The 25,301-nt window shown below is 68.2% G+C and carries 21 protein-coding genes; 11 read left to right on the top strand and 10 right to left on the bottom strand.

Annotated features, from left to right (window positions below; all coding sequences use genetic code 11):
- Window positions 1-26 precede the first annotated feature (26 nt).
- A complete protein-coding gene (locus tag FBT69_05020; GenBank protein MDL1904162.1) occupies window positions 27-749 on the bottom strand; it encodes a DUF1801 domain-containing protein in 723 nt (240 codons plus the stop codon).
- A gap of 435 nt (window positions 750-1,184) precedes the next feature.
- On the opposite strand from FBT69_05020, the gene rplU reads away from it, so the two are divergent.
- Entirely contained in the window at window positions 1,185-1,517 is a 333-nt protein-coding gene (gene rplU, locus FBT69_05015) for a 50S ribosomal protein L21 (GenBank protein ID MDL1904161.1), read from the top strand.
- 15 nt (window positions 1,518-1,532) lie between these two features.
- Here rplU and glmS read toward each other — a convergent pair whose 3' ends face one another.
- Window positions 1,533-3,374, bottom strand: coding sequence for a glutamine--fructose-6-phosphate transaminase (isomerizing) (gene glmS, locus FBT69_05010; protein MDL1904160.1), 1,842 nt, complete (start codon window positions 3,372-3,374; stop codon window positions 1,533-1,535).
- A gap of 156 nt (window positions 3,375-3,530) precedes the next feature.
- On the bottom strand, window positions 3,531-4,019 hold the full coding sequence (locus FBT69_05005; protein MDL1904159.1) for a redoxin domain-containing protein: 489 nt from the start codon (window positions 4,017-4,019) through the stop codon (window positions 3,531-3,533).
- Between the two features lie 123 nt (window positions 4,020-4,142).
- On the opposite strand from FBT69_05005, the gene FBT69_05000 reads away from it, so the two are divergent.
- Window positions 4,143-4,967: a YggS family pyridoxal phosphate-dependent enzyme gene (locus tag FBT69_05000; GenBank protein ID MDL1904158.1), complete on the top strand. Its 825-nt coding sequence runs from the start codon at window positions 4,143-4,145 to the stop codon at window positions 4,965-4,967.
- A gap of 6 nt (window positions 4,968-4,973) precedes the next feature.
- Here FBT69_05000 and FBT69_04995 read toward each other — a convergent pair whose 3' ends face one another.
- Window positions 4,974-5,795: an N-acetylmuramoyl-L-alanine amidase gene (locus FBT69_04995; GenBank protein ID MDL1904157.1), complete on the bottom strand. Its 822-nt coding sequence runs from the start codon at window positions 5,793-5,795 to the stop codon at window positions 4,974-4,976.
- On the opposite strand from FBT69_04995, the gene FBT69_04990 reads away from it, so the two are divergent.
- On the top strand, window positions 5,774-6,673 hold the full coding sequence (locus FBT69_04990; GenBank protein ID MDL1904156.1) for a DUF481 domain-containing protein: 900 nt from the start codon (window positions 5,774-5,776) through the stop codon (window positions 6,671-6,673). The two genes, FBT69_04995 and FBT69_04990, sit on opposite strands and share 22 nt — an antisense overlap.
- Before the next feature lie 87 nt (window positions 6,674-6,760).
- Here FBT69_04990 and asnB read toward each other — a convergent pair whose 3' ends face one another.
- Complete coding sequence (gene asnB / locus FBT69_04985) at window positions 6,761-8,902, bottom strand: asparagine synthase (glutamine-hydrolyzing) (protein ID MDL1904155.1); 2,142 nt, start codon at window positions 8,900-8,902, stop codon at window positions 6,761-6,763.
- 24 nt (window positions 8,903-8,926) lie between these two features.
- On the opposite strand from asnB, the gene FBT69_04980 reads away from it, so the two are divergent.
- The gene (locus FBT69_04980; protein ID MDL1904154.1) at window positions 8,927-9,778 is read left to right on the top strand and encodes a VUT family protein; all 852 of its coding nucleotides are present in this window, start codon (window positions 8,927-8,929) and stop codon (window positions 9,776-9,778) included.
- Between the two features lie 16 nt (window positions 9,779-9,794).
- Window positions 9,795-10,967: a xylose isomerase gene (locus tag FBT69_04975; protein ID MDL1904153.1), complete on the top strand. Its 1,173-nt coding sequence runs from the start codon at window positions 9,795-9,797 to the stop codon at window positions 10,965-10,967.
- Window position 10,968: 1 nt separating this feature from the next.
- Here the strand turns inward: FBT69_04975 and FBT69_04970 are convergent, their stop codons facing one another.
- Genes FBT69_04970 through FBT69_04960 form a run of 3 tightly spaced genes read right to left on the bottom strand, consistent with a single transcriptional unit; the run spans window position 10,969 to window position 13,710 of the window.
- Window positions 10,969-11,553 carry a hypothetical protein gene (locus FBT69_04970; GenBank protein MDL1904152.1) on the bottom strand — a complete coding sequence of 195 codons (585 nt, stop codon included), beginning with the start codon at window positions 11,551-11,553 and terminating at the stop codon, window positions 10,969-10,971.
- A 10-nt stretch (window positions 11,554-11,563) separates the two neighbouring features.
- Window positions 11,564-12,358: a site-specific DNA-methyltransferase gene (locus FBT69_04965; GenBank protein MDL1904151.1), complete on the bottom strand. Its 795-nt coding sequence runs from the start codon at window positions 12,356-12,358 to the stop codon at window positions 11,564-11,566.
- A 5-nt stretch (window positions 12,359-12,363) separates the two neighbouring features.
- Complete coding sequence (locus FBT69_04960; GenBank protein ID MDL1904150.1) at window positions 12,364-13,710, bottom strand: UDP-glucose/GDP-mannose dehydrogenase family protein; 1,347 nt, start codon at window positions 13,708-13,710, stop codon at window positions 12,364-12,366.
- A gap of 107 nt (window positions 13,711-13,817) precedes the next feature.
- Between FBT69_04960 and FBT69_04955 the strand changes: the two genes are divergently transcribed.
- The 3 genes from FBT69_04955 to FBT69_04945 are packed head-to-tail and all read left to right on the top strand — an operon-like array spanning window position 13,818 to window position 17,038.
- The gene (locus FBT69_04955) at window positions 13,818-14,645 is read left to right on the top strand and encodes a class I SAM-dependent methyltransferase (GenBank protein ID MDL1904149.1); all 828 of its coding nucleotides are present in this window, start codon (window positions 13,818-13,820) and stop codon (window positions 14,643-14,645) included.
- Window positions 14,646-14,703: 58 nt separating this feature from the next.
- Window positions 14,704-15,744, top strand: coding sequence for a polyprenyl synthetase family protein (locus FBT69_04950; protein ID MDL1904148.1), 1,041 nt, complete (start codon window positions 14,704-14,706; stop codon window positions 15,742-15,744).
- Between the two features lie 49 nt (window positions 15,745-15,793).
- Complete coding sequence (locus tag FBT69_04945) at window positions 15,794-17,038, top strand: 23S rRNA (adenine(2503)-C(2))-methyltransferase RlmN (protein ID MDL1904147.1); 1,245 nt, start codon at window positions 15,794-15,796, stop codon at window positions 17,036-17,038.
- Here FBT69_04945 and FBT69_04940 read toward each other — a convergent pair.
- Together FBT69_04940 and FBT69_04935 are read right to left on the bottom strand one after the other, a co-directional pair.
- Window positions 16,959-18,107 (bottom strand): hypothetical protein, encoded by a 1,149-nt coding sequence (locus FBT69_04940; protein MDL1904146.1) that lies wholly within the window; start codon window positions 18,105-18,107, stop codon window positions 16,959-16,961. The genes FBT69_04945 and FBT69_04940 overlap by 80 nt on opposite strands.
- 788 nt (window positions 18,108-18,895) lie before the next feature.
- The gene (locus FBT69_04935) at window positions 18,896-21,037 is read right to left on the bottom strand and encodes a hypothetical protein (GenBank protein ID MDL1904145.1); all 2,142 of its coding nucleotides are present in this window, start codon (window positions 21,035-21,037) and stop codon (window positions 18,896-18,898) included.
- Between FBT69_04935 and FBT69_04930 the strand changes: the two genes are divergently transcribed.
- The 3 genes from FBT69_04930 to FBT69_04920 are packed head-to-tail and all read left to right on the top strand — an operon-like array spanning window position 20,871 to window position 25,224.
- Window positions 20,871-21,686 carry a TIGR02206 family membrane protein gene (locus FBT69_04930; GenBank protein MDL1904144.1) on the top strand — a complete coding sequence of 272 codons (816 nt, stop codon included), beginning with the start codon at window positions 20,871-20,873 and terminating at the stop codon, window positions 21,684-21,686. The genes FBT69_04935 and FBT69_04930 overlap by 167 nt on opposite strands.
- Window positions 21,683-22,825: an undecaprenyl/decaprenyl-phosphate alpha-N-acetylglucosaminyl 1-phosphate transferase gene (locus tag FBT69_04925; protein ID MDL1904143.1), complete on the top strand. Its 1,143-nt coding sequence runs from the start codon at window positions 21,683-21,685 to the stop codon at window positions 22,823-22,825. The genes FBT69_04930 and FBT69_04925 overlap by 4 nt, the downstream gene beginning before the upstream one ends.
- The gene (locus FBT69_04920) at window positions 22,822-25,224 is read left to right on the top strand and encodes an O-antigen ligase family protein (protein MDL1904142.1); all 2,403 of its coding nucleotides are present in this window, start codon (window positions 22,822-22,824) and stop codon (window positions 25,222-25,224) included. The genes FBT69_04925 and FBT69_04920 overlap by 4 nt, the downstream gene beginning before the upstream one ends.
- The last annotated feature ends 77 nt before the right edge of the window (window positions 25,225-25,301 follow it).

The following is a 25,301-nucleotide window of genomic DNA, read 5'->3' as shown; positions in this document are numbered from 1 at the left end:
GTTCCACGCGCCCTCGCCGTCACGGTCTACGGCGTCCAGCCGGGCAACGCCGCTGCCTGCTTCACCCACTTCGCCATCAGCGCCTCCTCGAACATGTCGTTCTCGTGGATATCGATCCAACGAGCCTCCTTGTCCTTGCCCGCTCCGGGAGGCACGGGCCGCAGCGACGCCCCCTTGAAAAACGTGACCTTGACGTAGCGGTTGAAGACGTGGAACGAGAGGAACCAACCCAGCCCCTCGACGCCGTAGAAGGGTGAGTTCCACCGCACGGCCTTCCGCACGCCCGGAACGCTCCGCGTAATGACCGCATCGAGGCGGCGTCCAAGGTCGCTCTTCCAGCCCGGCATCGCGGCGATGTACGCCTGCACCGGCACGTCGCCGTCGGCCTTCGCAATCTGCGGGTTGCCGCCCGACAGAAGTCTCACCGGCCCGGACTCAGCCACCCCCCCCTTGGCCGTCTTTGTGGGCTTCCCGTTGCAGGCCGCCGCCGCCTTCACGATCGCCTTGAACGCGCGCCCGTTGATTGTCTCCCCTTCGCGGATGTCGATCGCCCGTCGTGTGTTGCCTTCAAGGCTCGAGTTGAAGAGGCCCGAGGGGTCCGGCAGGCCAGCGCCCTTGGCAAACGTCAGTTTCACGACCTTCGTGTAGGCCTCCCCGGTGCAGACAATCCCGTTGTGCGACCATACCGGGTTGTTCCACTTCCACTCCTCCGTGATCCCCGGAACCGCATCGAGGATCAGCGCTCTCATGCGCGCAAGCGTCTCCCCGCGCCATCCACCCAGTTCCCGGATCCGCTCGTCGATGAGTCTCGCGGCGGGCGGACTGCTCGACCGCCCGGTCTTCTTTGCCGCACCCCGCTTCGGCCTCGCCTCTGCCCTCGTCGCGGACTCGGGCGTGGTGACCGTTGTGCGCGGCTTGCCGGGCCTCGACGCGACCTTCCCCTTCCGTTTCGCCATGGTCCTTGACCTCGTTCGCCCTCGTCGTGACCGCTATCGGAGGGCCGTGCATCATGACCCAAGCCCAGCGACAGCACGCCCGAACCGTCGCGCCACGGTAGAGCCATCCCTCGCGTCACGCCACCGCTCGCCCCAGTCCGGACCGCCCGCCTATGCTCTCGACCCGTCGCGGGCCGGGTCCGAAGCCGGCTGTGCCGCCCCGATGCCCGCGCGGACGAGGACCGATCCATGCCCCAGTACGCCATCATCGAAGAATCCGGTGGCCAGCGCCGCGTCGCCGAGGGTGACACCATCCTGATCGACCTCCACAAGGGCGGCGAGGCCGCGGCGGGCGAGACCGTCACCTTCGACCGAGTCCTCATGGTCGGCGAAGCGGGCGGAAACGCCAAGGTCGGCACGCCCTACGTCGTGGGCGCGTCGGTCACGGCCCAAGTGGTCGAGCCGGTCGTGAAGGGTGAGAAGATCACCATCCACAAGTTCAAACCCAAGAAGGGCTACCGCCGCAAGACCGGCCACCGCCAACGCTACACCAGCGTGAAGGTCACCGGCATCAAGGGCTGACCGCGAGGCCCGCGGTTACTCAACCGTCACGCTCTTGGCCAGATTGCGCGGCTTGTCCACGTCGTGCCCCCGAAGCACCGCCGCGTGGTATGCCATCAGTTGAAGCGGCACCACCGTGAGCAGCGGGCTGAGCGGCTCGGCGCATTCGGGCACGTACAGCACGTCCTCGGCGAGTTGGGCGATCTCCGTATCGCCTTCCGTAGCCACGGCGATCACGTGCCCACCGCGCGAGCGCACTTCGGCGATGTTGCTCAGCACCTTGTCGTACTGTCGGCCACGGTTGGCGATGAAGACCGCCGGCATCCCGTCGTTGATGAGCGCGATCGGCCCGTGCTTCATCTCGGCCGCCGGCATGCCCTCGGCGTGGATGTACGAGATTTCCTTGAGTTTCAGCGCGCCCTCCAGGGCGGTCGGATAGTTGTACCCCCGCCCGAGGAAGAGCCAGTTCTCGCGGTCCACGTACTTCCGCGTCACGCGGCGGATGTGGTCGTCCTGCCCCAGCACGCGCTCCATCTTGTCCGGGATGGCGGACAACTCCGAGAGCATCGCCGCGCACTCCTCCTGCGACGTGAACTTCCGCCGCGCAAGGAAAAGAGCGATCATGGCGAGCGCGGTCACCTGCCCCGTGAACGCCTTGGTGCTGGCGACGCCGACCTCCGGCCCCACGCGCAGGTACACGCCGGCGTCGGTCTCCCGGGCGATGGTGGACCCGACGACATTGATGACGCCCAGCGCCAGCGCGCCGCGCTCCTTGGCCTCGGTCAGCGCGGCCAGCGTGTCCGCCGTCTCGCCCGACTGGCTCACGGCGACGACCACGCTGCTGTCCTCGATGATCGGGTTGCGATAGCGGAACTCGCTGCCGTACTCGACCTCCGCCGGAACTTTCGCCAGGTCTTCGAACAGGTACTCGCCGATCATCGCGGCGTGCAGGGCCGTCCCCTGCGCCACGAAGATGAACCGTCGCGCCTTGACCAGCTCCTTGGCGTACGCCGACAGGCCGCCAAGCACGACCTTGCCCTCGCGCTCATCGATCCGGCCCCGGCAGCAGTTGCGGATCGCCCGCGGCTGCTCGAAGATCTCCTTCTGCATGAAGTGCTCGAACGAGCCGAGCTCGATCTGCTCGAGGTCGAGTTCGAGCTGCATCATGCGGGGCGTGACCTCCGCGTTGTCCACCGTCGAGGTGCGCAGACCCTCACGCGTCAGCTTGACGACGTTGTAGTCGTCCAGCGGGAATGCCTGCGTCGTGTGCGCAACGATCGCCGCCGGGTCCGACGCGACGATGTACTCCCCAGCGCCGACACCGACCATGAGCGGCGAACCCTTGCGGGCCGCGACCAGCACGCCCGGCTCGTGCTCGCACACGACCGCGATCGCGTACGCCCCGGTCACCTCCCGCAGCGCTGCCTGCACCGCGGCTTCCAGGTCCACGCCCGATGCCAGGTCGTACAACTCGCCGATGAGCATGGCGAGGACTTCAGTGTCGGTCTCGCTCGTGAACCGGTGGCCCTTCTCCTCCAACCACGTTCGAAGCGTGGCATAGTTCTCGATGATCCCGTTGTGGACCAGCGCGATGCCGGCCCGGTCGTCGCGGTGGGGGTGGGCGTTGGCCTCGGTCACGCCGCCGTGCGTGGCCCAGCGCGTGTGCGCGAGCCCGATGGTCCCGCGCATCTGCCCCTGCCGCTCGAGCCGTTGCTCCAGATCGGCCACGCGACCGACCGCACGGAGGGTGCGGAGCTTCCCGTTGTCGATGACAGCCACCCCGGCGGAGTCGTACCCGCGATACTCGAGCCGCTTCAGCCCCTCGATCAGCAACGGAAGAGCCTGACGAGACCCGATGTAGGCGACGATCCCGCACATGGAGCGATCCTCCCTCTCCCCCCACTATCGGCCGCATGGGGGCCACAAGTCGCCCCGGAGACCAACCAGAGAGTCCTACGCCCACCAAAGCATCCGGGATCGTGCCGGTCACTCGCCCTTCCGCCCGATCGCCACCCTACCGACCCGGCAAGTCAATCAGGAAAGCGCAGCGAGCAGGTCGTCGGCCGTCAGGGCGGTCTTGATCTCCCGAGTCTGGACTCGCTTGACCCTGCCCCGGCCGGACGGGTCGTGCCCGACGACCACTGTGCCGCGGGAAGCGACGTTCAGGTCGGGCCAGTAGAACCCGTACGCCTTGCAGACCTGCCGGTGCATGTCCGCGAGCAGCGTCTGTTTCAGGCCGAGGCTTTTCGCCCAAGCGTCGTGGGCGAAGAACGAGTCGCAGGAGATACCGACGACGGTCGCGCCTTTGCGGGACCACCGATCGAACTCATCCGTTACGCACTTCATCTCTGCCGAGCACACGGGCGAGAAATCGAGCGGGTAGAAGCAGAGGACGACGTCCCCCTTCTTCACATGGTCGGAGAGCCGCCACTCCTGCCGGTTCTGGTCGGTCAGCATGAAGTCCGGGGCAGCCTCGCCCACGGAGATCGGATTGTCGCGCGGCTTGAGGTGTTCGTTCGCCATGGCTCGTTCTCCCCGGAAGATCGGACCGCCTTGCGGAGCGATCCTGAGGCGGTATCCTAGCGGGGCGGGGCGGAGCCTCGCGGAGTTCCGGACGGAGGAGGACACGCCGTGCAGGGACGCGCCATGCAGACGGAACCCACCCTCGAAGCACGCTATGCGGAAGTCCGCGAGCGAATCGCAGGGGCTGCCGAGCGGAGCGGGCGCCGGCCCGAGCAGGTCATCCTGATCGCCGTCACCAAGAACGCCGAGTCCGACGACGTGCGGACCCTGCTCGAACTCGGGCACCGCGACTTCGGCGAGAACCGCGTCCAGCCTCTGCTCCAGCGGCAGGCCATGGTCGAGGAGTTCGCGGCGCGGCTGCGCGCGCTCCCCCAGGTCCGCCAGGGTCGGGCCGCGCGCGACGCCGAGGCCGTGCTCACGGGTCGAGCCACGGCCGGCGACACCCCCGGACCGGTCCGCTGGCACATGATCGGCCACCTGCAACGCAACAAGGTCCGCCGGATCATCGGCTCGGTCCGGCTTATTCACTCGGTTGACTCGCTCCGGTTGGCAGAGGAAATCCAGGCCGCGGCCCTGAAAAGAGACACGCCGGTTGAGGTGCTCGTGCAGGTCAACTGCTCCGGCGAATCCCAGAAGTTCGGCTGCCCGATCGCAGCCGCTCTCCCGCTGGCCGAGCAGATCGAGACGATGGTCAACGTGCGTGTCCGCGGCCTGATGACCATGGCCGCCTTCTCCGACAACCCCGAGGATGCTCGCCCGGCTTTCGCCCGATGCCGCGAGCTGTTCGAGGAAATCCGAACTACCGGCATCGGCGAGGGACGCTTCGACCTGCTCTCGATGGGCATGACCGGTGACTTCGAAGTCGCCATTGAGGAGGGGGCGAACCTCGTGCGCATAGGCACCGCCATCTTCGGACCGGCAAAGCACGACGACGGCGGTGAGGACTGAGGCGCGTCAGGCCCGGGCCATCGTGCCGCCGCGAGACCTCGTCCTCTCCATGTAGGCCTGGAGATTGCGTCCGGGGCAGGCGGTCGGCTTGAGTTCCTGGTGCGTATAGACCCGCGAGACTGGGACGCGATACCGCTGCATCTGCGCCGCCACGAAGTTGTCGAGCGCGGAGATCGACTCGTTTGTCGGACGCTGGTTGTCGTAGTTGCCCAGCACCACGATGCCGAGGTTGTTGCGGTTATTCTCGCCTCCGGCGTGCGCCCCCTGCAGCGAGAGCGGACGGGCCTCCCAGACGCGCCCCGACGGATCGATGACGTAGTGGTACCCGATATCGGCCCACCCGTTGCTGTTGACGTGGGCGGCGCGGATCGCTTCGATGCGCCGGGCCGCCGCGGCGTCGCTGGTCGCCGTGAACGGGGTCATGCCGTCGTGGTGAATCGTGATCCGGTTGATGCCGCCCATCGGGTCGGCTCTGGAAATGATCGGGCCTTCGCGGGTCCACGCCGAGCGAGGGATGACTCCCTGCACCGGGGCCTGTCCGGCCCGTTGGCGGCGCCACTCGTCAAGCCAGCCGGGCTTGTGCGACACGACCTCGGGCGCGGGGCGGTCGTAGACCGGAGCATCCGGCAACGGCCGGCGACGCTGGGCCGATCGCGTGGTGCCGCACCCGCCGAGGACAAGACCCGCCCCGACGATCGACGCGCCGAGAACAAGACCGCTCCGCACGATGTCACGCCGCGTGATTCCGTCCATAGAGACTGCTTCCATCGGTCGAAAGGCTCGCGGGCGTGCAGGAAGCGGCGGCCATGCCGCGCGGGCGCGCCCCATGGCGTGGATCGTACCATCCGCGCGGGGAGCGTGCGGCCCGAAAAGACGGAATCCGGCACGCCTTTGCGCTACTCTTGCACCCCATGAACCCGTCTGATAACCGATTCGTCTCAAACCCGCTGGGATGGGCCGCGGCGGGCCTGCTGGCAACCCTCTCTACCGCCGCCCCCGGGCAAGATGAGGCCGCTCCGACCGAGGCCGAGGCTGCCCTGGCCGAGCCGGACGTGGTCTGGTCCGGGTCGGCGAGCCTGGGCCTGCACGGGGCGTCGGGGAACACCAAGCGGCTGAACGTCAGGGGCGATCTCGCCCTCTCCCGCGATACCGCACGATTCGAGACCGATTTCTCGGCCGTCTACTCCTACGCGACCGAGGAGGGCACCGAGAGCGCAAACCGCTTCGATACGAAACTCCGCAACGACTGGCTCATCGCGGACTCGCCTTGGCGGTACTACGCGCGAGCACGCTACGAGTTCGACGAGTTCCAGGACTGGCGACACCGGGTCTCGGGCGGACCCGGCGTCGGATACCTCTGGAGCAAGACGGAGTCGCTCTACTTCCTCACCCGGGCAGGCATGGACCTCACCCGCGAGTTCGACGGTGTGGACAACACCATCACCCCTGAAGCCGTCCTCGGCCTCGATCTGCAATACAACCTGAGCGAGTCGCAACGGCTGGTGTGGGTATTCGACTTCATGCCCGACGTGTCCGAGTTCGGACCGTACCGTTTCGAAACCAATGCCGCACTCGAGCTGGACATCGACAGGTCAAACGGGCTGTTCCTGCGAGTCGGCGTGGAGGACCGCTACGACTCGACGCCCGGACCGGAGAAAAAGCGCAACGACTTCGTCTACTTCATCACTCTCGGCTGGAAGATGTAACGCGGCCGAGCATGAAGCCGAACGGAACATGAAGCGGAACGGAGCACGAAGCGCAGGCGAACGCCCACTCACGAACGAGCCGCCCTGTCACCCCCCGCCCCGCACTCCCTGCAACCACCCGCACCAGACGCTCAGCACCAGCAGCATGTACAGCCGCTGCGAGTGGTCTCGGCCGTGCCACGGGTTGATGCTCTTCTCCCCCGCCGCGTCGTGCTCGCGGAGCATGCGGCGAACAAAGCCCAGGTTCAGTTCGATCCCCGCCTCTGCCAGCCCCGGAAACGGCTCGGTGGATTCCAGGTGGTCGTAAAGCAACTGCCGCATCCCGCCGTAGTCGGTGCGGAACCACTCGCCGATCGGGATGGCGAAGCCCATCTTGGGACGATCGACGATCTCGGCGGGGAGGTACCTGCGGGCGACGGCTCGGAGGAGACCCTTGCGCTGGCCGCGGGGCATGAGCCGTTGAACAGGCAGGGCGAGCGCTGTCCGAGCAAGCGCGGAGTCGAGGAACGGCGATCGCAGTTCGACGCCCGCGGCCATGGACGCGGTGTCCACCTTGAGCAGCAGATCCCCCGGCAGGTGGTGTTCCAAATCGTACTCTCTCGCATCCAGCGGGCCTGGAACCTGTGCGGATTCCAGGTCCATCGCTCGACCAGGCCGATCCATGAGGCGATCCGCGTCGGCGCGAGGAAAGATCGCGAGCAGTTCTCGATACGCCTGGGATGACCCGGCCAGGCCTGCAAGGAGAAACCGAGCGGCTTTGTCCGCGATCGACTTCGGGTTTTGCCTGGGCAAGCCTTTGACCAAGGGACAAAGCAACGGCGAAAGCCCGGACAGCACCGCCGGGAGTTCCAGGAACTTCGCGGAGACGTACCGCTCGTACCCAAGAAACATCTCGTCCCCCCCATCACCGGAGAGCAGCACGCCGACTTCGTCCGCCGCGGCCCGGCACGCCCAGTACGTGGGGAGCAATGAACTGTCGCCGAACGGCAGGCCGATCGTGGTGATGAGGGTGACGAGATCGTCCGCAGGTTGCGCGTGGGCATCGATCGTGAGATGCCGGGTGCCGAGCCGCGCAGCCACGGTCCTCGCGTAGTTCGACTCGTCGTAGCGGTCATCGGGCATGCGGACGCAGATCGTGGTGAGCGGCGCTTTGTTCATCGCCTCGTTCGCAAACTTCGCGACGAGCGAGGAATCGACACCGCCGGAAAGCAGACATCCTACCGCGACGTCGGCTTCGAGCCGCCCGCGGACCGCCTCGCGCAGCAAGGCCTCGATGCGATCCTCCGTCTCGCGGCTCGGGCCTGGAACGGGCAGTGAACGCTTGAATCTTCCCACCCGCCCCGGGCCGAGTCGGCGATGTGCGATCGCCGACGCATCCTGCAACGCGCCATGCACGCTCATGAGGCAGGCATGCGGCGCGAGCCGTAACGCCTCGAAAGGTGTGCGCCGCGCGTGGTAACCGAAGCGAATCCACTCGCACAGGGCGTCCGCGCTCAACGCATCGTGCCCCTCGCCGGACGCGATGATCGACAGTGCCGCGGGGACACTGGCGAACACGACGAAACCGCTGGGTTCCGAGTCCAGAATGCACAAGGGCTTCTCGCCGAAGGCATCCCGTGCGGCGACTACCACGCCGCTTCCCGCGTCCCAGACGAGCCACGCGAACATCCCCTCGATCCGGTTCTGGACCTCCGCCCCCCACTCCCTCCACCCATGCAACAGCACCTCCGTGTCACTGTGGTCGGTGAAGAACTCGTGTCCCACGGCCTCGAGTTCGCGCCGGAGTTCGCGGTGGTTGTAGATGCACCCGTTGAAGACGACCGCGGCCACCCCGGGACCGCACTGCGAGCAGACCTGCGCACGGACCGGTTCGTAGCGGGCGCCTTCTCGCGAGATGACGGCGGGCGTGTCGAGGAAGGGAAAGGACCGCTCCCTCACGGGCGCGGCTCGTTCCGATGAGCGAGGGGGCAAGGGCGCGCCGATCACCATTGGTTGCACACCGCCGATATGGTCGATGATGCTCAGGCGGCGGTGAATGAGCGCGATGTCCACGATCTCGCCGCTCGCCCGCATGATGCGCTGGCGAAAGCGTCCGAACCCGTCGGGGCCGCGGTGCCTGACGGACTCGTCCAGCACGTCAAGCCATGCCTCGGGTATGGCGTCGAGCGTCGAGGGCGGAGCCTCGGCCGCCGACTTCCAGACTCTGAGCACGCCGCCGATGCCGCACATGATCGCAGAGGGTACTCTCTCCGCATGGCCGACCACCTGACTCTGCCGAGCGTGCAGCACGAGTATGCCGGGCTGCCGCGACTGACGGAACTGCAGCTCTACCGCCGCCGCGAGACCGTCTTCCTTGTCCTCGCCGGCCTCTTCCTCGGCACGCTGGCGATGCTGAACATTCTCGGCATCACACGATTCATCCGGCTCTACGAGATCACAGGCACGGCATGGGTATTCGCGGTCGCGGTCGGCGTGCTGCCCTACCCGATCACCTTTCTCTGCACGGACTTCATCAGCGAGTTGTACGGCCGTGCCAGGGCGAGCCGCGTGGTGTGGGTCGGCTTCGTGCTCAACCTGTGGGTCGTGCTCATTCTCTGGTTCGGCGGGCTGCTCCCGGGTTGGGAACCCCGCGACCCCGCAACCGGCGAGATCATACGCGATGCGGCCGGGCGCCTGCCGGTCTTCTTCGAGGTCAAGGCCCTGGCCTTCGGCGCGGTCGCGGCGAGCATGATCGCCTACCTGACCGCCCAACTCGTGGACGTCTACGTCTTCCACTTCTGGAAGAGCCTGACGAAGGGTCGGCACCTGTGGCTCCGCAACAACGGCTCGACGCTCGTGAGCCAACTGGTGGACACGGTCGCCGTCATCACCATCACGCACTACTGGGCGAAGGCCCTGCCGCCTCCCGCCGAGGGTGTGCCGATCTGGCAGCACCTCGGGCTGTTCATCGCCACGGGGTACGCGTTCAAGGCGGTCTGCGCGCTCGTGGACACGCTCCCGTTCTACGTGGGCGCGCCCCGGCTGGCCCGGTATCTCCGACTGCCGCCCTCGACGCATTGGCCCCACCCGCCCGCCGCTGCGGCCGTAGAGTCGGGCGTCGGATAATGAGAGAGATGTGACCATGCCCGACCCGTACACGCCGTCACCGAAGGACAAGTTCACGTTCGGCCTCTGGACCGTCGGCAACAGCGGGCGCGACCCCTTCGGCGAGCCGACGCGCCCACGATGGTCACCCGCTGAGGTCGTCGATCTGCTGGGCGAGGTCGGCGGCGTCCACGGCGTGAACTTCCACGACAACGACCTCGTGCCGATTGACGCCACCGAAGCCCAGGCGGAGTCGGTCAAGCGAGACTTCGCCGCCGCGCTGAAGCGAACCAAGCTGCGCGTCTCGATGGCGACGACCAACCTCTTCAGCGATCCGGTCTTCAAGGATGGCGCGTTCACCAGCAACGACGCCGAGGTGCGGGCGTATGCGGTGCAGAAGACGATGCGGGGAATGGACCTCGGCGCGGAGTTCGGTGCGCAGGTGTACGTCTTCTGGGGCGGACGCGAGGGGGCCGAAACCGACGCCGCGAAGGACCCGATCGAGGCGGAGGAGCGCTTCAGGCGGGCGATGAACTTCCTGTGCCGGTACTCGATCGAGCGGGGATACGGCTACCGCTTCGCCCTCGAAGCCAAACCGAACGAGCCGCGCGGGCACATGTTCTTCCCCACGACGGGGCACTACCTCGCGTTCATCGGCACGCTCGACCACCCGGAGATGGTGGGCGTGAACCCGGAGGTCGCGCACGAGCACATGGCTGGCCTGAACTTCGTGCACGCCGTCGCGCAGGCCCTCGGCGCGGGCAAACTCTTCCACATCGACCTCAACGACCAGGAGTTCGGTCGTTACGACCAGGACTTCCGCTTTGGCTCCGCGAATCTCAAGCAGGCCTTCTTCCTTGTGAAACTGCTCGAGGAACGCAGGTGGGACGGCTACCGCCACTTCGACAGCCACGCCTACCGCACCGCCGACCGCGACGACGTGATCGAGTTCGCCCGCGGCAGCATGAGAACCTACCTGATCCTGCGCGAGAAGGCGCGGCGCTGGGCGAAGGACGGAGAGATCCGCTCACTGCTGCGCAAAGTTGCGCGCGAGTCGAAGGACGTGGATGCACTGACGTCATCGTTCTCGCTCGGCAGGGCGGAGACGCTCCTGGGAATGAAGTTCCATCGCGAGAAGTTGTCGGCACGGCCGCTGCCATACGAGCGGCTGGATCAGCGAACCATGGAAATCCTGCTCGGCGCGGACTGACCTACCCTGCCCGCCGCTCGGAACTCACGCCCACCGCCTCGGCTCGTTGAGCCATCGGCTGCGTCTGCGGCAGCGCCTCCGCCGGCTCGGGCCAGCCGTTGTCCGCGAATCGTCCGGTTTTCAATCCCCAGATGGTGTGGACGACCCGGGTCACCACGATGCCGGTGGCGAACCCGATGACGAACGCCCAGCCGTGCGAGACGCCGAACGCCTCCTGGAGCGTGTACATCAGGCCCATCGCCGTCGTGTAATAGACCGGCGAGAGCATGGCCCGCTCAAACTGGATCAGCGATGCATCCTTGAGGAAGGACCGGGTCGAGCCGCGCGGTCTTGACCCTTTCCGCAGCGGCTTCCAGTGGTTCGCAAGCCAGTGCAGCGCGAAGTAGATCGCGACGTCGACGACCAGGTCGATCCCTCCGGCCGCCAGCGTCACCAGGAACGGGTGCTCGTCCGCCCCGATCCAGTTCCCCACCACCGTCACGGGCCACTTGGCGATCACGATCGCGAGCAGCCCCGCGGCGACGATGTTTGCGTTGATGTTGACGATCCGTTTGCGCTGGTAGTACTCGAAGAGCCGCTCGAACATGGGACGAATCCTAGCGCGGGTCCGGCTCCGGGCGGGCCGCCGCCTCGCCCCGGAGTCGATCGCGAGCGAGCCGGATGGCGCCAGGGTTCGCATCGCCGACGAACGCACGCCGCCCGGCTGCCAGCGCGGCCAGCGCGGTCGTCCCGCTCCCGCAACACGGGTCCAGCACGACGCCGCCGGGAGGACAGCAGGCCCTCACCAGCACGTCCAGCAACGCGAGCGGCTTTTGGGTCGGGTAGCCCGTCCGTTCCGCAGCCATGTTGTTGATCGAGGGGATGAGCAGCACGTCCGTGGCCTTCTTGGTGCTCCCCCTGAGGCGGCGGCTCGTGGCGCGAACACGCGGCGGGTCGAACCAGTACCGGTCCGTATCCACCGCGTAGAACAGGATGTCGTCGTGCTTGCGCGCGAAACGCCGGGCCGACGAGCCGCCAAGCCCATAAGCCCAGATCAGATGGTTGACGAAGCCATCCGCCCCGAACAGGCGATCGAGCAGAAGCCTGGCGTGGTGGCTGGTCCGCCAGTCCACGTGCAGGAGCACGCTCGCCGTCGGCTTGAGCGCGGGGATCGTGGCAGACAGCCGCTCCTCGAGCCACGCCACCCAGGCGGTCACCGAAGGCCACGAGTCGTCGAAGCGGCCCGATCTCCCCTCGCGCGCAGTGCCTGTATTGAACGGCGGATCGGCATACAGCAGATCGACGCCCGCCGGCGGAAGCGCGGAGACCGCTTCCAGCCAGTCGGCGCACGCCAGCAGGACCGGAGCGTCACCAGGCGCGTCACCATCGGGCGTGGTCCAGACCGGCTGCATGGCGGTCAGGACGGCCCGACCGGGGCACGCCCCACCGAGATATAGCGAAAGCCCAGCGGCACGACGTCCTCGGCATGGTACAGGTTGCGGCCGTCAAAGATGACCTTCGACTTCATCAGCCCCGCCAGCTTCTCGAAGTTCGGGCTTTTGAACTCGTCCCAGTCCGTGCAGATCACGAGCGCATCGGCGCCCTTCGCGGCGTCATAGATGTCCTTCGCGACGACCATCTGCGATCCGATCTCCGCGCTCGCGTTCGCCCCCGCCACAGGGTCATAGCCCCGCACGATCGCCCCGTGCTTGAGCGCGGACCGGATGAGCGTGAGCGAGGGCGCCTCGCGGATGTCATCGGTGCGCGGCTTGAAGGCCAGCCCCCAGAAGGCGAGCGTCTTGCCACGCAAACCGCCGGACGCCGTGAAGTGGTCCGCGATCTTGCCGAAGAACCGTTCTCGCTGCCGGCGATTCACTTCGTCCACCGCCTTCGAGAGCGCCATGTCGTAGTCCGACTGCTCGCCCATGGCGATGCAGGCACGCGTGTCCTTCGGAAAGCACGACCCGCCGTAGCCGAGGCCCGGGTAGAGAAAGTGGTGCCCGATGCGCTTGTCGGCGCACATGCCCTCGCGCACGCGGTTGATGTCCGCCCCGTACAACTCGCAGAGGTTGGCCATCTCGTTGATGAAGCTGATCTTCGTCGCCAGGAAGTTGTTCGCCGCGTACTTCACCATCTCGGCCGAGAGCACGTCCATGATGAACACAGGGTGGCCATTGCGCACGAAGGGGTCGTAGATGTGGCGGAAAACCTTGGCTGTCCGCTCGTCCTCCACGCCCACGACCACGCGGTCCGGCTTGTTGAAATCGTTGACCGCGTCGCCTTCCTTCAGGAACTCCGGGTTGTCGGCCACGCTGAAGGGCACCGCCGGCCCCACACGCCGACGGATCCGCTCCTTGACCGCGAAGGTCGTGCCCACCGGCACCGTGCTCTTGAGCACCACGATCTTCGGCTCCTGGTTGGGACCGAGGGCCGCGATGGCCTCCGCTATGTCGTCCGCCGCCTTCTCGACCTGGGACATATCCGTCCGCCCGTCCGCGCCCGTCGGCGTCCCCACGCAGATGAACACCACCTGCGCCTCGCGGTATGCCTCGTCCGGGTCGGTCGTGAACCGCAAACGCCCCGCGGCGACGTTGCGCACCAAGATCTCCGTCAGCCCAGGCTCATAGATGGGGCACACCCCCGCACGCAGTTTCTCGATCTTCGCGGGGTCCACGTCCAGGCAGGTCACGTCGTTCCCCGTGTTGGCGAAGCACACGCCCGTCACCAACCCGACGTACCCCGTGCCGACCATCGTCATCCGCATCGCGTGTCCCTCGTGTGTCCTCCCCAACGCGGGCTTCGACTATAGGCGACGACAAGCCCCGCCCGACCCGCGGATCACCCTTGACGCCACCGCTACACTCCCGCCCCATGCCCAGGACCACACGCAGGAAGCGAAGCAGGTACACCGCCGCTACGGCCGATCGCCACGTCCTCTACGGCATCGCCGTGCAGGACGTCGAGTCCGAGATCGACTTCATCGACGAGACCTACCGCGAACTGCGGGGCAAGCGTGCCGGACGACTCCGCGAAGACTTCTGCGGGACCGCGAACACCGCCTGCGAGTGGGTGCGGCGCCGGCCCGGCAACCTCGCCGTCGGCGTGGACCTGTGCGCCGAGACCCTCGCCTGGGCGGAGGAGCACAACCTCGCCCGCCTCACGCCGGCGCAGCGGAAGCGCGTCACGCTCCTGAACCGCGACGTGCGCCACCCCGGCCCCAAGGGGCAACGCATGGACGCCGTGCTGGCCATGAACTTCTCCTACTGGACCTTCAACACCCGCGACGCCATGCGCGGCTACTTCGAGAGCGTCCGCACGTCGCTCGCCCCGGGCGGAATCTTCTTCCTCGACTTCTACGGCGGCTCCGACGCCCACAAGGAGATGCGCGAGAAACGCGACTGCGGCGGCTTCACCTACGTCTGGGACCAGGCGAAGTACGACCCCATCTCCGGTGCCATGACCTGCCACATCCACTTCCACTTCCCCGATGGCTCCAAGATGAAGCGCGCCTTCACCTACCACTGGCGGCTCTGGACCCTGCCCGAAATCCGCGAACTCCTCCGCGAAGCGGGATTCTCCCGCGTCACCGTCTACTGGGAAGAAGCCGACGACGACGGCGAGGGCACGGGCGAGTTCTACCCGACCGACGAGGGAGAGGCGGACTACGCCTTCATCTGCTACGTCGTCGCCGAACGGTGAGTCACGCCGCTAGGGTTCACGGGGCGCGCGGGCCGCCCCGCGGGAAGGACACCTGGGCATGAGGCAACTGGTCGAGATCGACAATCGGCTCGCGCCCGTGCAGCGCGTGCTTGCCGATGCGCTCGCCCGTGTCGAGTCCCGGTTCGACGCGCAACTCGGCTCGGACCTCCCCGCCGTCCGAGAGTTGTGCGCCCACGTCGAGCGATACCGAGGCAAGATGCTCCGGCCGACGCTTGTCGTGCTCTGCGCGCTGGCTGCGGACCCGAGAGCATCCCGCCGGCCCGAGACGACGCACGCGACCGCCGCCCATGTGACCGTCGCCGCCGTCTGCGAGATGGTGCATATGGCCACGCTCGTGCACGACGACGTGCTCGACGAAGCGGAGAACCGCCGCCGCGGCCGCACCGTGAACCACCTCTACGGCAACGAGGCCGCCGTCATCCTCGGCGACTACCTCATCGCGTCCGCCTTCGAACTCTGCACGCAACTCGACAGCGTGATCAGCGCGCGGCTCATCGGCGCCGTGAGCATGACCACATGCGCCGGCGAACTCCTGCAACTCCGCTTCCGCGACGAGTACTCGATCGACGAGGAAACCTACTTCGAGATCGTCGAGCGCAAAACGGCCGCCCTCATCGGAGCATCCTGCGAACTCGGCGCGCTCCACTCGGACGCGAACCCCGAAACCGCCCGGCTTCTGGCCGAGTTCGGACGACGGCTGGGCGTCGCCTTCCAGGTGCAGGATGACCTGCTCGACCTGACGGGCGATGAGGCCATCGTCGGCAAGTCCCTCGGCCGCGACCTCGCCAAGGGCAAACTCACGCTCCCGATGATCCACCACCTCGCCGGTGCGACTCCGGCACAACGGGGGCGATCCCTCCGCCTCGCTGAAGCAGCCGCCGGCGCCAGCGAGACCGCCCAAGACGCCGCGCTCGCACTCCGCGAAGCCCTCGACTCGACGGAGTCGATCGCGCACGCACGCGAAACCGCCCGCCGGCTCGCCAACCAGGCCCGCACCCTTCTCACGGGCCTCCACGACTCGCCCGCGCGAGAGTTCCTCGACAAACTCGCGACCGCCGTCGTCGAGCGCGCCTACTGACGCAACGCTTGTCACTGCGGCCATCCACCCGACCCGCGTACCCTCAACCGTGCGCCATCCCGCCGATCATATCTTCCACCACACCCCCGACTCCTTTCGCGCCTGGTTCACCGCCCGCGGCCTGCCCGCCTACCGCGCCGACCAGACCCTCGACTGGGTCTACCGCAAGGGCATCGCCGACCCCGCCGCCATGACCAACCTCGGCAAGCGCGACCGCGAACGCCTCGCCGCCGAGATGATCTTCCTCTCCGGCGAGGTCGTCCGCCGCCAGACCGCCACCGACGGCACCGAGAAACTCCTCGTTGAGTGGACCGACTTCGACCACGCTCACAACGAAGCACGCCGTGCAGATCGCGAAGCGCAGGCGAGCGCCCGCATTCCACTTCCGCTCCATGTTCCCTCCCCCTCCGCCCGCCAGACCGAGTGCGTGATGATCCCCGTGGAGGCCTCGCGCGATGCCCGCTCCGCCGCTCGCCGCACAGCCTGCATCTCCTCGCAGGTCGGCTGCCCCGTCGGCTGCCGCTTCTGCGCCTCGGGCCTCGGCGGCCTCGACGGCAACCTCTCCGCCGGCCGCATCGTCGAGCAGGTCTGGCGATTGAACTCCCTCCTCTCCTCTTCCGATTCCTCTGCCTCTCTTTCAACTCCTTCTGGCGGGGCGGCCGGGACGGCCGCCTCATCCCACTCCTCCGCTCCTTCCTCCCCCCCCCGCATCTCCCACGTCGTCTTCATGGGCATGGGCGAGCCCCTCGCCAACCTCCCCAGCGTCATCCACGCCGTCCGCACGCTCGCGGCCCCGTGGGGCATGGCTATCTCCGCCCGGCGCATCACCATCTCCACCGTCGGCCTGCCGCGGGCCATCGAGAAACTCGCCGAGCAACTCGACCTGCCCGTCACGCTCGCCCTCAGCCTCCACGCCCCGAACGACGACCTGCGCCGCCGACTCATCCCCTGGGCCGAGTACACCACCATCGCCGACCTCCTCGCCGCATGCCGCGTCTGGTTCGAGAAGACCGGCCGCGAGATCACCCTCGAATACATCCTCCTCGGCGGCGTGAACGACCGCCCCGAGCATGCCGCCCAGCTCGCCGGCGTCGCCCGCTCCCTCCGCGCCAACGTCAACCTCATCCGCTACAACGAAGTCGCCGGCCTCGACTTCCGCCGACCCCGCACCGACGACGTCCGCGACTTCCAGCGCATCCTCCGCGCCCGCGGCGTCAACACCCACATCCGCCGATCCCGCGGCCGGGACATCGCCGCCGCCTGCGGCCAACTCCGTCACGAAGCGGCGACGTGAGGGCCGAACGCCACGTCAGCGGCATCGCGCTGGTCGAAATGTCCATCGTCCAGGTCGTGGCGACGGCCGGGTTGTCGCCGCCGCACCGCATGATCTTGCCCGGCTCGTACATCACCGCCGATCCGTGATTGGCGGGCGGTGGCGGCGGCGGATCGGGCCACGTCGGATTGCCGATCGTCCCGCCCCACGTCCACGTGTTGGGGTTCAGGAGCCGAGTCTCCCCGGGACCGGCGTCGATCAGCCACCCGCTGGGCAGGACGAACATGTACGGGTAGAGGGGTTGAAGGCGCTGCGCGCTGTTGAGGAGCGTCCACGAGTTGCTCGCCGGGTCGTACAACTCGGGGATCGTGGCGTGGGGACCACCCTCCTGCTGAAGCCCGGCGCACACCAGCACGCGCCCGTCCGGCAGCGTCGTCGCCGTCGGGTACCAGCGGTTGAAGGTCATGTCGGGCGGGGGGAACGGGTTGTTCCACTGGTTCCCGACGGGCGCCCACGGGTTGAAGAGGTCCGCGTGGTTGACGTAGACCCCACCCACGTGCAGCACGCGTCCGTCCGCCAAGGCGCTGTGGCCGCCGCAGAACGTGAAGGAGTCCACGTCGGCGGACTCGAACACGCCAGAATAGCGAGGCGGGCTACCGACGGGCGGCGGTGTCCACAAGCGGCTCCACAGATAGGGGTGATTCTGGTCGGTGTCGCCCGACAAGGCAAGCACCTTGGTCGTGCTACCGTTCGACACATGTACAAGGTTGATCGCACGAGTGAAAGGCCCTCCCTCAGGGCCGAAGTCGAACGGGACCTCCCACAGCCCGTCCTGAGCGAGCGAAAGCGTCGGGAACAGACCGAGCAACAGGACTGCACACCTATTTGTCACCACCTTGTACCTCCCTGAATGAAGTGATGATCGTGGCTGTAAGAGATCCGCCCGGCGCACAGAACTCACCGGCGCCGGTGACGTGGGCAGCAGAGGCCAATCGCTGCGATCAGCGAGAGAACACCCGGCGCGGGAACAACATGGACACGATCGATGTGGAAGGCTCCGAGTTCGCCTGGATAGGGCCCCACGAACCAAAGGTCCAAGCCTGCAGCCGGCGTACCGAAGGGATCTGTGAAGCTCGCAAACGGCTCATCATCGAAGTAGAACTCGAACTCCGCCCCACTCCGAACGACAGTGAACTGATATATCCCCGGTGGCGGCGCAGGTTCAATAACACCCCCGCTGTTCGTGCTCGCGAAGATGACATGATCCGGCGCCGACACCAAGGTCGAATACCCAAAAGTCGCAATGATCTTTCCCTGCGGGCCCTTCAGGCGTATCACCAACTCTTGCGGGTCGTCGCCGGTGTCCCAGCCCATCCGGACGTCAGCGCGGAAGTCCGTCTGCTGGTCGTACACCGCCGCTAAAAGGGCTTCGTTGCCCCCGAAGTGGTCGTCCGACGGGTACAGCAGGTCCGTCACGTGCAGCATCCCGCCGCTGACCTCGTACTCCCAGTGCCAGTCCGGCGGCGTACTCCAGTGCGGCAGCAGGTCGTCGCCGTCGAAGTCGTCGAAGAACACGGGCTGGGCCGGCGCAGCGCCGGCGAACAACGCCACGAGCGAAAGGGCAAGCCCCCGGCAGACTCTCATGCTGCGTTCCTCCCCGCGCCGAAGCCGGCGAGGCGATCAGGCACGCCAGTCCCACCAAACTACACCGGGATTCCCCTTACGCCAACACAACTCGGAGTCGGCACGACACCGACGCAAACAAACGGCCGTGCAGGCGCCGCTCCCGCCCTCGATGCCTCGCGCAGGATCAAATCGGACAACACCCTCTGTTGAACGATGGAGCCCAGCCGCCCCGGCTCGACCGCTCCCCCCTTCCTACTCCGCCGCACGCAATTCCACCGCCCCGCGTACCGTCGCGTGCGCACGGTTCGGCGACTCGTCGTACATCCACGGCCCCACGCGACCGTCCATGTTCAGCAGCAGCATTGTGTCGTCGTCCGGCGCGTGCCGGCGCTCGGGCGTGAAGCGCTCGCCCGAGTAGCGGGCCACGCGCGACAGCCGCACGCCGTCGATCAGGCCGTCGAAGTGTGAGACGGCCGCGCCGCGCCCGTCCACGTCCGCCCCGATCATCAGCGGCAGCCGGTTCGTGCGCCTCCGCCCCGTCCGCTCCACCGACGCGACGAGCGCCCCGTCCACGTACAGCTTCGCCTCGCGCCCGTCGTACACGCCCGCGACGTGGTGCCACCGCCCGACCTCCAGCGTCGCCTCGCCCGGCCCGACCTCGGCGTACCGATCGCCCAGGTAGACGAAGAACTCCGGCTTCCCGCCGCTGACGAAGATGCCGTAGTCCGACGACTCCGTCTTGCACACCAGCCCGGTCCGCTCGCCGAACAACCGCGCCTGCATCCAGCACTCGAGCGTCAGCGGCCCGCTCGGCAGCGCGAGCCTCTCGCTCGGCACCTCCAGCCATGACGAGCCGTCGAACGACGCCGCCAGGTCCGCGCCCGACTCCTCCGGCCGCGGGAGGTCCACCGTGAGCGGCACGTCCGCCCGCGTCTCCGGGATGCGGAACCGCGCCGCCTCCGCCAGATATTCCATCGCCAGCGACACCTCGACCGGCCGGAACGTCTCGTCGATCCCGCCGCCGATCCGCTCCGCCCGGAACTCGAACGCCCGCGTCGCCCCTGGTTCGATGACGGCGTGCGTGTGGTCGGGCACGAGCAGCCAACGGCTGTCGCGGCTGCCGAGCGAGACGGTCGCCTCCACCGGCCGCGTCGTCGGGTTGGCGACCTCGACGCGCAGCCGCCCCCGCGCAGAACCGTCGCGCGCCACCGCGATCGGCTCCGCGACAGCCGCCCTCACGTCCGCGAGCCGCGAGCACTCGTCGCTCACCTGCCCCGTAATCGCGCGTGCGTCCATCGCCGCCCCCACAGGCAGGCACGCCAGCGAGATGCCCTCATCCCGCACCGTGACGATGTGGTACTGATGAAGGTACCCCGCCTCCGGCGCCTTGCCCGACTGCCCGCCGCCGACCGTGGCCAGCGTCACGTACTCCACGCCGTCGCGCCACCCGTCGTGCCGCATCCGGTGGATGTGCCCCGCGAAGACGGCCGTCACGTTCCCCGCCCCCGCCAGCAGGGCGTGTACGCGCTCCCAGTCGTCGCCGTAGTTCCCGCCGAGCCAGCGCGGATGGTGCAGGAAGACGAAGACGTGCTTCGCCCCGCGCGCCCGCTCCAGCGTCGCCGCGAGCCACGCGAACTGCTCCTCACTGATGCGCTGGCACTCGGCCTTGTTGAAGTCCTTCTCGCCCGTCTCCGGGTTCCCCTCGTCCGAGTAGAGCGCGATGAACCAGCAACCCTTGTGCTCGAAGGCATACCACAGCGGCCCGAAATGCGCCTCGTAGTTGCTCTCGTGCTCGCCGACCGGCTTCCCCTCGCCGCGCCAGTAGACGTCGTGGTTCCCCGCCACCGGGAACCAGGGGCAGACCAGCCCGTCCATGATCCCCTTGAACTCGCGCATTTGCCCCATCCACCGCTCGGTCTGGTTGTACCCCTCGACGAGATCGCCCACCGTCATCACCAGGTCCGGCCCCAGCAGGTTCACGTCCCGCACCGCCTCGGCCAGCACCTCCACGCCCTCCGCCGGACCGCCGGTCCGATCGCCGAACACCACGAAGAAGAACGCGTCCTTCTCCTCCGGCAGCGGCAGCATCGCCACGCCCCGGTTCGTCTCGAAACGCGACTCGTCCAGCACGCGGGCGTGCCTCTGCGACGTCGGCCCATCGCCCTGCCCGAACGACGGAACCACCGCGCACCAGACCAGCAACGCCACGATACAGCCCCGAGTGTCCATGCCCCAACATACCACACCGTGCTCCCCGTCCAGCCTGCCGCAGTACGATCCCCGCGTGAAGGTGGCGTTGCCCACACCCCCCGAACCGCACTGGGACTGGATGATCGAGTTCCGCGCCTTCTCCATGCAGCACGTCATCACGGTCGCGATCATCGCCGCGCTCATGGCCGGCGCGGCCTGGCTCGGTCGGCGCTGGCGCGGCGCCCCGCGAGAACGCACCCTCCGTTACGCGTGGATCGTCACCACCGTGCTCTGGCAGGCCGCTGCCGTCGTCTGGTGGCTCCTGCCCGCCAACTTTGATCCCCGCGAGAGTTTCCCGCTCCACCTCTGCGACCTCGCCGCGTGGGTCGCGCCGTTCGCTCTCCTCACGCAGGCACGCTGGTTGCGCACCCTCCTCTACTTCTGGGCCTTCGCCCTCTCCACCCAGGCCTACTTCACGCCCGTCCTCGACCAGGGCTTCGGCACACTCCGTTTCTGGCTCTTCTTCGTCGGCCACACCCACATCGTCGGTTCTGCCGTCTACGACGTCGTCGCACTCGGCTACCGCCCCATGCTCCGCGACTGGCTCCTCGCCTCCGGCCTCAGCCTCGCCTACGGCGCGGTCGTGCTTCTCATCAACCTCAGCTTCGACCTCAACTACGGCTACCTCGGCCGCTCCACGCCCGAGCATCGCACGCTCCTCGACGCCCTCGGTCCCTGGCCCTGGCGTCCCATCGCCCTCGTGCTCATCGCGCAGGCCGCCCTCGTCTTCGCCTACCTTCCCTGGCCCATCGCGCGGCGGATCGCCCGTACCCGCGGTACAGTCGCCGGATGATCTCGCTCTGCCTGGCGCTGATCCCCGCCGCGTTGGCGGTATCCTTCCCGCTCACCGCCATCCTCGCACGGCTCGGCCACAGGCTCGGAACCTACGACTCGACAGGCGTCGAAGGGCAGATCAAGGAACCGCCGCGCCGCGTGCCGAATACCGGCGGCATCGCCATCTTCGCCGGCATCGCCCTCCCCATGCTCGCAGGCCTCGCCCTCCTCGTCCCGCTCGGACGAGCGAGCAATCTCGAATGGCAGGAGGAGCCGGGCCTCATCCCCGTCGCACTCTGGGAGCACCTGCCCGGCATCGCACAGCAGGCACCGCTCGCACTCGGTCTGATCGGCGCCCTCGCCGCGCTGCACCTGCTCGGCCTCGTCGACGACCGACGCCCCCTCGGGCCGTGGATCAAGCTCGTCGTCATGCTCGGCGCGGCCGGAGCGATCGTCGTGTTCACCGACACTCGACTCCTCACCGCGCTTGACGCCCATGTCGGCGGGACGTGGCTCTCCATCGCCCTCACCATACTCTGGATCGCCGTCGTCACGAACGCGATGAACTTCATCGACAACATGGACGGCCTGTGCGCAGGCGTCGCCAGCGTGGCAGGGGCGTGCTTCCTCGCCGCCGCGCTCCTCTCCGGACAGTGGTTCGTCGCCGCGACCCTCGCGCTGCTCGTCGGTTCCTGCCTCGGCTTCCTCGCCTTCAACCGTCCGCCGGCCCGCATCTTCATGGGCGACGCCGGCTCCCTCGTCATCGGCTTCCTCCTCGGCTTCCTCACCGTACGCACCACCTACTACGACGCCGACGCCGCAGGCGGCTGGTACGCCGTCTTCATGCCCCTTGTCGTTCTCGCAGTTCCCCTCTACGACTTCATCTCCGTCACGATCGTCCGGCTGCGCCACGGCCGAAGCCCATTCGTCGGCGACCTCAATCACTTCTCCCACCGCCTCGTCCGCCGCGGACTCGGCAAGCCCGCCGCCGTCGCCGTCATCTGCGGCCTCACCGGCGTCACCGGACTCTCAGGCATCATGCTCGCCTCTCTCGCGCCCTGGCAGGCCCTCCTCGTCGGCGTGCAGTGCGCCGTTATCCTGCTCGTCGTCGCCGCTTTCGAGTACGCAAGCGCACGCCGAAACGGAAACGACGCATGAGCGACGCCGCGCCGACATCCGCGCGACGCCTTCTCTGGCTCGGCTCGACGACCATCCTCGCCGCTGCGCTCGCCCGCGCCGCCGTCCGCCATGACCCCCTCCCCGGCTGGACCATGGACCCCACCACCGTCTGGTCCCCGCTCCTCGGCATCGGACCGGCGGGCTCCGTGGCTCTCGATGTCGTCACGCTGCTCGGCGCGGCCGCAGCGCTGCTCGCCCGACACCTCCAAGGACGACGCCTCCCCTCGGCCGCACTCCTCCTCTTCTTCTCCATCGGCGCGCTCCCTGCTCTCTGGCACGCCCTGCTCCGCCCCGACCGCACGCTCGACGACGTGCGCCTCGCCTCGGCCTGGATCGCCGCGCTCGCTGGCGCACTCGCCCTGCGCGAAGCCGCACGCGACGCCATGATCCGCCGCATGACCCTCGCGGTCATCTTCGGGTTCGCCGTCGCGCTCGCGGGCCGCGGCGTCATGCAGGTCTTCGTCGAGCACCCCGCCACCGTCCAGGACTTCGACCTCCGCCGCGACGACATCCTCCGTTCCCACGGCTGGGAACCAGGCTCCTCCGCCGCCCTCATCTTCGAACGCCGACTCACCCAACCGGAGGCCTCCGGATGGTTCGGCCTCTCCAACGTCTACGCCAGCGTCATGGCAGCCTGCTTCGTCGGGCTTGCCGGGGTCGCGCTCGCCTCGCTCCGTCGCCCTTCCGACCCCCCCCCCGCGCCGCGCATCCTGCTCGCGCTTCCGCCTCTCGGCGCACTCGCCGCCGGCGCGGGTCTGCTCCTCGGCCCCATCGCCGGCGGCCAAGTACCCAAGGGCGCGTTCGCCGCCGCCTCGCTCGGCCTCGTCCTGCTCGCGCTCCCGCTGCTCGCGCGACGTCTCCGAATTTCCCCCCGACTCGGCGCCGCAATCGGCCTGGGCGCGGTCGCCGCCACGCTCACCGCCGTCCTCACCCGCGGCCTCGTCGGCGAACGCATCCCCGAACTCTCCATCCTCTTCCGATGGTTCTATCTCCAGGGCGCCTCGCGCATCTTCGCCCATGCACCCACGCTCGGCGTCGGACCCGACGGCTTCAAGACCGCGTACCTCCTCCACCGCAACCCCCTCAGCCCAGAGGAAGTCGCAAGCCCCCACAGCGTGCTCCTCGACTGGCTCGCCACCCTCGGCGTCGGCGCGGCCGCCTGGGCCGCTCTCTGGCTCACATGGGTCGCCGCCGCAGGCAGACGACTCCTTACACCCCCCCCTGACGATGCCGCCCTCCCCTTCAGCCCCCGCTCCCCGGCATGCATCGCGGGGATTACCGTCATCACGATCGCTCTCGCCGTCTCGTTTACGCTCGAGGAACTCCCCGTCGCACGCGCCGTCACCGACTCCGCCGCGCTCCTCGCCGTTGAAGCCATCGTCCGGCTGCTCGCGTGGGGCATCGCGTGGGCGGCCATCGCCGGCTCAGCACTCGCCCTCGCCCCTCGCGCCCTCGACACCGCCGCGCCCGCTGCCGCGCTCGCGCTCGCCGCGCACGCGCAGATCGAACTGACCCTCACCACCCCCGGCTCCGCCGCGCTCGCCATGCTCGTGATCGCAGCCGCATCCGCCCCTCGAACCGACGCCAGCGTCTCAACGAACCGGCTCACCTTCGCCCCCCCCGCCGGCTTTGCGATCCTCGCGGCAGCAACGTTCGCCTTCGCGTTCCTCCCCCTGCTCTCGACGGAACGCCACCTCCGCGCCGCCGCACACGCAGCCTCCCTCGCCGCCGACTTCGACCAGCGCGCCTTCGCCCTCCAGGCCGGCTCCCCCCGGCCCGGCGACACCTACGACGCCCTCGCCCTCGACCTCGGCGTCGCGCTCCATCGCCAGCCGCCCCGTACTGCCGCCCAACTCACCGCCGCGCTCCATGAAATCCGCCTGCTCGCCATCGACACCGCCGCGCCCCAACTCACCCGCGCCGCCGACGCCCGCCCGAGCCACCCCGCAATCGCTCGCGCCCTCGCCCGTTTGCACGGCCAGGGCGCGTCGTTGGCTGCGTCCATGGGCCGCACCTCCGGGAGCCGACTCGCCGACGCCGAACGAGCCGCCCGCGGCATGACCGACCGCTGGCCCTCCCGCCCCGAGTCGTGGAGCACGCTGGCGAGCGTCCTGCTTCTCCACGCCGAACTGCTCTCCGACGACGACACCCGTGCCGCCGCCGCCGATGCGCTCGGGCGTGGCGCGTCCCTCGACCCCTACGGCCTAGACTTCCCGTTCCGCCTCGCCGAAGTCTGCCACGCCCTCGGCCGGATCGACGACGCCCGCCGATGGGCCACCAAGGCCCTCGAAAACGACGCTCTCAAGCGGCTCGACCCCCTCACCCGCCTCGACCCGCCCCGCAGGCAAAGGATCGATGAACTTCTCGGCGGTTCTTGATTCGGACCGAAGGCCCTCGAACAACCGCCGGTTTCGCCCCCGCTTCAGCCCACCCCGGCCCGACCTGCACGTATCAC

The organism is Synechococcales cyanobacterium CNB (assembly GCA_030263455.1).
Taxonomy (GTDB): domain Bacteria; phylum Planctomycetota; class Phycisphaerae; order Phycisphaerales; family UBA1924; genus CAADGN01.
The sequence above is the reverse complement of the archived record's forward strand: the minus strand, read 5'-3'. Positions and strand labels throughout refer to the sequence as shown.